Origin of the sequence: Streptococcus mitis (assembly GCF_003942695.1) — a bacterium.
GTDB lineage: Bacteria > Bacillota > Bacilli > Lactobacillales > Streptococcaceae > Streptococcus > Streptococcus mitis_BD.
The window spans coordinates 126,074-133,552 of the sequence record NZ_RJNU01000005.1 but is presented as its reverse complement, the minus strand read 5'-3'; the positions used below and the strand labels follow the sequence as shown (position 1 = coordinate 133,552).

At 39.4% G+C, this 7,479-nt stretch carries 8 protein-coding genes; all 8 read right to left on the bottom strand.

Going from position 1 to position 7,479, the window contains the following annotated elements:
• Window positions 1-211: hypothetical protein (locus D8852_RS10085; RefSeq protein WP_221762949.1), on the bottom strand; the 211-nt coding region annotated here is incomplete at its 3' end.
• A gap of 11 nt (window positions 212-222) precedes the next feature.
• Window positions 223-921 (bottom strand): 3-oxoacyl-ACP reductase, encoded by a 699-nt coding sequence (locus D8852_RS05575; RefSeq protein ID WP_125425795.1) that lies wholly within the window; start codon window positions 919-921, stop codon window positions 223-225.
• Complete coding sequence (locus D8852_RS05570; protein ID WP_125425797.1) at window positions 914-1,150, bottom strand: DUF2829 domain-containing protein; 237 nt, start codon at window positions 1,148-1,150, stop codon at window positions 914-916. The genes D8852_RS05575 and D8852_RS05570 overlap by 8 nt, the downstream gene beginning before the upstream one ends.
• 113 nt (window positions 1,151-1,263) lie before the next feature.
• Window positions 1,264-2,079 carry an EbhA gene (locus D8852_RS05565; RefSeq protein WP_125833832.1) on the bottom strand — a complete coding sequence of 272 codons (816 nt, stop codon included), beginning with the start codon at window positions 2,077-2,079 and terminating at the stop codon, window positions 1,264-1,266.
• 114 nt (window positions 2,080-2,193) lie between these two features.
• On the bottom strand, window positions 2,194-3,213 hold the full coding sequence (locus tag D8852_RS05560; protein WP_125425801.1) for a DNA/RNA non-specific endonuclease: 1,020 nt from the start codon (window positions 3,211-3,213) through the stop codon (window positions 2,194-2,196).
• A 166-nt stretch (window positions 3,214-3,379) separates the two neighbouring features.
• The gene (locus D8852_RS05555) at window positions 3,380-5,389 is read right to left on the bottom strand and encodes a glucosaminidase domain-containing protein (RefSeq protein ID WP_125425803.1); all 2,010 of its coding nucleotides are present in this window, start codon (window positions 5,387-5,389) and stop codon (window positions 3,380-3,382) included.
• Between the two features lie 131 nt (window positions 5,390-5,520).
• Entirely contained in the window at window positions 5,521-6,507 is a 987-nt protein-coding gene (locus D8852_RS05550) for a dihydroorotate dehydrogenase (protein ID WP_185755585.1), read from the bottom strand.
• The gene (locus tag D8852_RS05545; protein WP_125425807.1) at window positions 6,470-7,270 is read right to left on the bottom strand and encodes a dihydroorotate dehydrogenase electron transfer subunit; all 801 of its coding nucleotides are present in this window, start codon (window positions 7,268-7,270) and stop codon (window positions 6,470-6,472) included. Before D8852_RS05545 ends, D8852_RS05550 begins: the two co-directional genes overlap by 38 nt.
• Window positions 7,271-7,479: the final 209 nt, after the last annotated feature.

Below are 7,479 nucleotides of genomic sequence, written 5' to 3'. Positions count from 1 at the left end.
CTATTATGGTAGCAGTCCAACTATAATATTTTTTACAAAGAAATATATTTATAATAAAAATCACAAGAAATAAAATGATTCCTATGGTAATATTAAAAAGAACACACATTCCACATATTGTAAATAATATTATAAATGAAAAATAAAACTTGTTTTTAGCTAGATAAGAGGTAAGGGACTTTAATCTAGTTATAAAATCTATCTTTTTCAATAAATCTCCTCCTACTTCAAACTCCAGCCACCATCAATAGTCAGGATTTGTCCTTGCATGGCGCTCGCTTTTCCACTTGCTAAGAAAAGGCTAATCACTGCTACTTCCTCTGGCTCAATCCAGCGTTTGATGGGCGTTTCACTAGCCACCCAGTCAGCTAAGCCACCTGGTTCAAAGTCGGCAGCGGTCATAGCTGTCTTGACTGCCCCTGGAGCAATCCCAAAGACCTGAATACCATCCTCAGCATAGTCTAGAGCCAACTGCTTGGTAAAGCCAGCTAAGGCGTGCTTAGACGAGGTATAGGCGTGACCACCTCCGCCAGCTAGACTTGAAGCAATCGAACACATATTGATAATGGTCCCTTTTTTATTCTCTAGCATTTGCGTCAAATAATAGCGAGTCAACTCAACAGGAGTCACATAGTTGATTTCAAAAATTTCTTGAATTTCCTGGGCTGTTTGATCCAAAAGTGGTTTGTAATCATCCAAAACCCCTGCAGTATTGCACAAAACATCCACATAAGGACACCAGTCAAAAATAGGCTCCAAGTCCAAGGTTAAATCTCTCTGTAAAAAGTGAAAATCACCCTCCAAGAATGGATTTTCACCTTGGTCAACTCCATATACTTGATAACCCTTCTCTAAAAAGAGGCGGGCTTGAGCCAGACCAATCCCTGAACTTACTCCCGTAATCAATACACGTCTAGTCATGCACTTCTACCCAATCCGTCGCCAAAACATCACAAGGTGTCGGACTCCACATGGAAAAACCTTCCCCTTCTCCAGACACGTTGATTAGGAAATAGGGCGTCACTTCAAGTGCGATCCCGTTTTGTTCGATAGTGTCAAAGAGTTGGATATAGTTTTCAGCCCCTCCCCAACCAGTTCGTACATATTTTTTCTTAGCCTTTAACCCAGGCAGGATTTCTTCAAATGTCATGATGCTCTCCTTCAATTCTACATTCTTCATTTAATTATAACAAAAAACCGTTTTTCAACGGCTTTTTGACTGTGTCTTAGTTCAATAAAACAAATAGCTATCCAATTTTTTTATTATTTCAGTTCAATCAATTTATTGTAGATTTTCTCAGTCAGTTCTTTCTGTTGCGTTCCTGTTAAATGGTGCGAAGTGCGAATTAATATGGTTCCATAAACATAGTGTGATCCCGGATTCAAGGCAGTTCCATCAAAAGCACTAATATAAGTATTGCGTTTCTCTGCATCTTCTTTTGTCTTATAAACTTCTATATTTCCACCAGCATCATTACCTTTTTGAACAATATCTGAGCCTTCTACAGATTCATTCACTTGCTTGTCAACAAAATATACAGACGCTGTATACCCTCCTTGTTTATTTAATTTTTTATTGGGGTCATTATCCTCCGTAACAGATTGTACTCCAGTAATTGATTCAATTTCTTTAAGTCTTTCTTCGATAAAAGAACTTGAAGGATTTGTAATTTGTTTTAATTGAAGAATGCTATTTTGATAGTGAGTCAATTTTTCAGATAAATTCTTTTTTATTTCACTATAATCTAATGGTTGACTTAATTCTTCAATTTGCTTTTCAATTTGCTCAGTTTGTTTTTCAATATCTGGTATTTTACGAAGTGAATCTTTGCTATCCTTTATAGTTGATTTCAATTTTTCCAATGTCTTAGAATCAAGAGGTTCTTCATCATTATCAATAACTTTTTCAGCCTCAGCTATCTGATCTTCAACTTCTTTATTTTTTTCATTTAAATCCTTTACTACATCTTCAAACTTAGTTACAGCAGCTTGATGTGGTGCATAGGATAAGAAATAGTATCCCAGACCAGAAATTCCTATGATGAGACACATTGACAATATCATTATTTTTTTCTTCATTTTAATCTCCAAAAAGTATTTAATATCTTCACAATTTTACTATAATACACCAAAACAAGCAACAAAAAACCGTTTTCCAACGGCTTTTTGACTGTATATCTACTAAATTTCTTCCTACCACTGCAATCCGGCTTCTCTAATTTCTTTCTTGGAAGCAAATTTACCATTTGGTCTGTGCCATCTTCCGTTTTTATCTCTAAAGTAGCCACCTGAATTTGTAGATGGCGAGTTTGATTCCTGGCTTTCTTCCTTTTCTTGTGCGGCTTGGCGAGCTTTTTCCTGTTCTTCTTCTTTTGCTTTCTTTTCAGCGGCTTCTTTTTCTTCAGCCTCTTTCTTGGCTTTTTCCTCAGCTTCCTTCTTAGCTTTTTCTTCTTTGTTTTCGACTGTATTTTTAGCCGTACCATCTAAGTAATTGATTTCCGCATTAGCTGAAACATTGTCTAAAACGACATGCGTCACCGAATACTGATCAACCTTTTCCTTACTACCACCCAACTTGATTTCCAAGAGTTTACCATTTTCATCTATTCCCACATACTGCAATTCAATCTGTCTCGGAATCAGTTCATCTTTTTGATAGATTGGGGTCACCTTATAATCAAGATAGTAGTTTGGGTGATTGGCCAACCATGAGTCCAATCGATTTTCATAATAAAGCATACTTTCTTGATTTGTATTATCTGTACCATAATATGTACCAGCATTGAGCCAGTTAGTCATCGGAACCAAGTTTTTCTTTTCATCGTTCAATCCGCTAAACTGGTAACCAATTAAGTGGCCTCGATTCATCAACCAAGCCTTTTTAGAGCCATCTCCATAATAAAAATTATAGTTGTGCCAACCAACCGGGTTATAACTTATCTTAGGCTCTCTCTTCTCAGTTGGCTCATCGCTGTCCTTAAGTTGAATATGAGCACCCGTTGCGCGTGATTTAGAATCCAATTCCCCAAGTTCTAGTTGCTTCTCATTTTTAAAAGGCAAGAGTCCAGCTTCTTTAAACAACTTCTCATCAAACTTGATTTGCTTCTGTTCAATTTTTTCTTCTGGGACCTTTGATTCCGCCTTATGTCCAGAACAAGCAACTAGTATTGTGATGGAAAGTAAGGCAATTGAGAAGGATAGTAACTTTTTCATAAAATTCTCCTTTTTATATAGTAATTAGATTAATATCACCTATTACATTTTACTATCATTTTGTTAATTGTTCAAGAATAAAGAAGCTGTTATTATACTATTTTCACTTCAATGCCCAAAACAAAACGATAACCACTTTTCAGTAGTTACCGTTGATTTCTTTTGATTAATCTTTCCCACCAAGTTTACTGTTAATGGTCATCATGATGCTGGCTATTTTCTCACCCCAGTATGGATCAGAAGCATAGCGTACATTCATACCAGAAGCCTTGTTTCCAAGATGGTCTCGTCCATAGTCAATGTAGTTCTCACGAATCCACTTAGCCGCGCCGAGGATCCCCTTATCCACATCATCAAATTTTTTGGCTGAGGCATATGGGCTCGAATCATAAGCCGCAATTCCAAAGAAATTATTCTTATCCTTGGCAATCTGGCTCCGTCCCCAAGCACTCTCAAGTGCACTATGAGCCATTAAGTAAAGAGCATTTACACCATAGCGTTCCTCAGCTTCCTTAAAAACAGCTCCCTTACCAGCGAGGCGACTATCCCGAATATTCATCAAAGAATAAATTTTATCCAATTCAGCTGCGCTGTAATTACTTGGCTTGGTCAAATTTCTAAAGAGGAAAGGATTTTCAATGGTAAAGCCATCAAAATGAATTCCATCAGTTGAATAATATTTCTTACCAATGGTCATAGCTGAGCTATGTGGCGCAACACGAAGACTCACATAAGGTGATAACTCATGGTAAAAATACTTGCCATCACTTGTATAATGAGGGACAAATTCACTATCTTTATCAATAGCTACTAAATCACTTTTATTCATGAAGCCGGATAAACCAGAAATATTGACTGGTATTTGACTATCTTTTTTAGATTGGGCATCCCCAAGTGAAACTATGGTTCCTTGCGATACATAACTCAATCTTTCACCAGAAGCGCTATAAACATAAGCAGTAATTGGTTTCACTTTGTAATATTTTGCCTCTGAGATCCACTTCCCATTATTCTGGAAGGAATACTCTTTGCCTTTGATCTTAAAAGTACCTGTTACGTATCGACCATCATCTTTTAGATAGTACCAAGCATCGTAATCTTTGTCAAAAATCCATTCATTTTTGGCCATATAGCCACCTGATTTAAGGTAGTATGAACCAATCCATTCATGGGAAGCGTAGGCCCCATCTGACTTCAAGTAAAACCAGCTATTGTAGGATTTATCAAAAATCCACTCTTTTTCCGCCATAGCGCCACTATCTTTCAGATAGTAGTCACTTTTCCACTGGCTACTTGCCATCACACCATCGCTATTGAAATAGTACCATGCCCCTTTGATTTTTTCCCATTTATTACGAGAAATTTTTCCCGAAGCTGTAGCATAGTACCACTTGTCAGATATTTTCACCCAATCATTTTCTGCCATGGCACCATTACCTTGGAAGAGATAGTCATTATAGATGGTGCGACTAAGCATGACACCATCTTTATCAAAGTAATACCAGACACCTTCAATCTTTTCCCATTTATTGCGAGAAATCTTGCCTGAAGCTGTTGCATAGTACCACTTGTCAGATATTTTTACCCAATCATTTTCTGCCATGGCACCACTACCTTGGAAGAGATAGTCATTATAGATGGTGCGACTAAGCATGACACCTTCTTTATCAAAGTAATACCAGACACCTTCAATCTTTTCCCATTTGTCGCGAGAAATCTTTCCTGAAGCTGTGGCATAGTACCACTTGTCAGATATTTTCACCCAAGCATTTTCTGCCATAGCACCGTTACCTTTGACAAGGTAATCATCAACTATGGTATTACTGAGCATAATGCCATTTTTATCAAAGTAATACCAAGTGCCACTAATTTTTTTCCAGTTTACGACAGGCTGGTTATTTTCATAAAAACGCCAGTTTCCTTGTTCTTTCTGCCAACCTTCCTTGATAACTTCCTCCTTTTTTTCCTTTTTGGAAGGATTTTCCTCTTTTACAGCTGGCTCTTTCTTCGCCTCGACTTTAGGAACTTCTTTCTTGGGAACAGCTTCTTCTTTTTTCTCGACTACATCTGTGGTCTGAGTTTTTTTCGTAATCTGAGATTCTTCAGCATATACAGATGTCTTTGCAAATCCTGCCATAGAAAGAACGACAGTACTTGCAAGTAGTATCTTCTTCATTTTATTCTCCTCAGTAGAAAACGATCTACACTATTACTATTTTATAAAACCTATTGTAACATAGTTGACTAACGGAAATATTACAAATTGATGAAGATTCTATGTCTTGTTGAGAATAAGGAAGACCTAGTTTATCTCAGACTGGCTTTAACTTCTCGACGGAGATCTTCCAAGCTGCTAATGCCATATTTGTCCATGACTTTTGGCAGATGTTCGATGATATCAGGACAAGCATAAGGATTGGTAAAGTTGGCTGTTCCAACTCCGATGGCAGATGCCCCAGCCAGATACATTTCAAGCGCTGCTTCAGCCGAATCCACTCCTCCCATTCCAATAATGGGCAGGTCTGTTGTTTGAGCTACTTGGCGAATGAGTTTGAGGGCTACCGGAAAAACTGCTGGGCCTGACATCCCACCCGTTCCATTGGCCAAGATTGGTTTTCTAGTTTTGAGATCAAAGCGCATACCGACTAGAGTATTGATCATGGTTAATCCACTTGCTCCCGCATCTTCAGCAGCTTTTGCGATGGTGACAACATCCGTCACACTAGGGGTTAACTTAACATAAACTGGTACATCAGAGGCTTCCACAGCTGCCTTTACCACTTCATAAGCTAGATCAGGATCTTGCCCAATCAAAAGCCCATGATTGCCGTGATCCACATTAGGACAAGAGATATTGAGCTCGATAGCTTTTACATTTGCCGCCTTGGAAATTCCTCGAGAAACGGCAGCGTACTCTTGTTTTGAAAAGCCTGCAACATTTGCGATGATAGGAAGCGTAGGATACTCTCTTTCCAGCCAAGGCAATTTCTCAGCTAAAACAACTTCTAAACCTGGATTTTGCAAGCCGATTGCATTGAGCATACCAGCAGGTGTTTCTGCCACCCTTGGAGTTGGATTGCCAAAACGGGGTTCAAGTGTCGTCGCCTTGATCATAATGGAGCCTAAAAGGTCCAAATCATAGTACTTGACATACTCTTGACCAAAACCAAAACAGCCTGATGCTGGTATGATGGGATTTTTCAAGTCCAAGCCCGGTAGAGAAACTTGTAAGCGATTTGTAGTCATGACTTTCTCCTTATAACACAACTGTTCCTGTACGGAAAACAGGGCCATCTTCACAGACACGTTGACTGACTGTCTCACTATCTGGCACTTTTAGTACGCAGGCATAGCAGGCCCCCATCCCGCAAGCCATACGAGATTCTAGAGATAGATAGGCTCTTGGGTGGTCATAAAACCTTTGATTGATGTACTTCATCATTCCTGGAGCCCCACATGAGTAGACGGCGTCAAACTGTTTTTCTAATTCATTGATGACGACTGACACATTTCCCTTGATACCATAAGAACCATCATCTGTCGTTACAAAGACCTGACCATATTGGGACAATTCGGTTTCGAGAATAACAGCATCCTTAGTCGCAAAACCGAGGACAGTCACTACTTTTACTCCACGCGCATGCAATTCCTTGGCTACCTCGAGCAAGGGTGGAACACCAATCCCACCACCAACGAGGAGAACTCGGCTCTGGTCGTCCAAGTCAGACAAGTCAAAACCATTTCCCTGAGGCCCCATCACATCAAGAGTATCTCCCTGACTTAAGGTTGAAAAAATAGCGGTCCCAGCACCTTCAATCCGATAAATAAGATGACACTGCTTGTTTGCCTTGTCAATAGACGAAATTGAAATAGGACGGCGCAAGAGATGGGCATCATCAGGCACGCGCAGATGAAGGAATTGGCCTGATCGCATGGCTTCAACCATCTCCCCTTCTAGGACTAATTCAAAGATTGCTGGCGCAATTTCCTCTTGTGCGACCACCTTCATGGTTTCCAAACGAATCGCACCCATACGCTTCTTACATGTGGGATTCATGACTTTTCCTCCTTAAATTTAAGGGGACCAGATAAAGAAAAGGCCTTGCTAATGCAAGGCCTCAGTCAGGTTAGGCTAGAACTCATGCGCACACTTAAAAAGTCTCCACAGAGAGTCCCCTATCCCTTTTATCTGACACCTTGTGAGTCTCTCTGGACTCCCCTTAAAGGTTAAATTTGTATTAGTATACTCTTTCAAAGAAAAAAAGT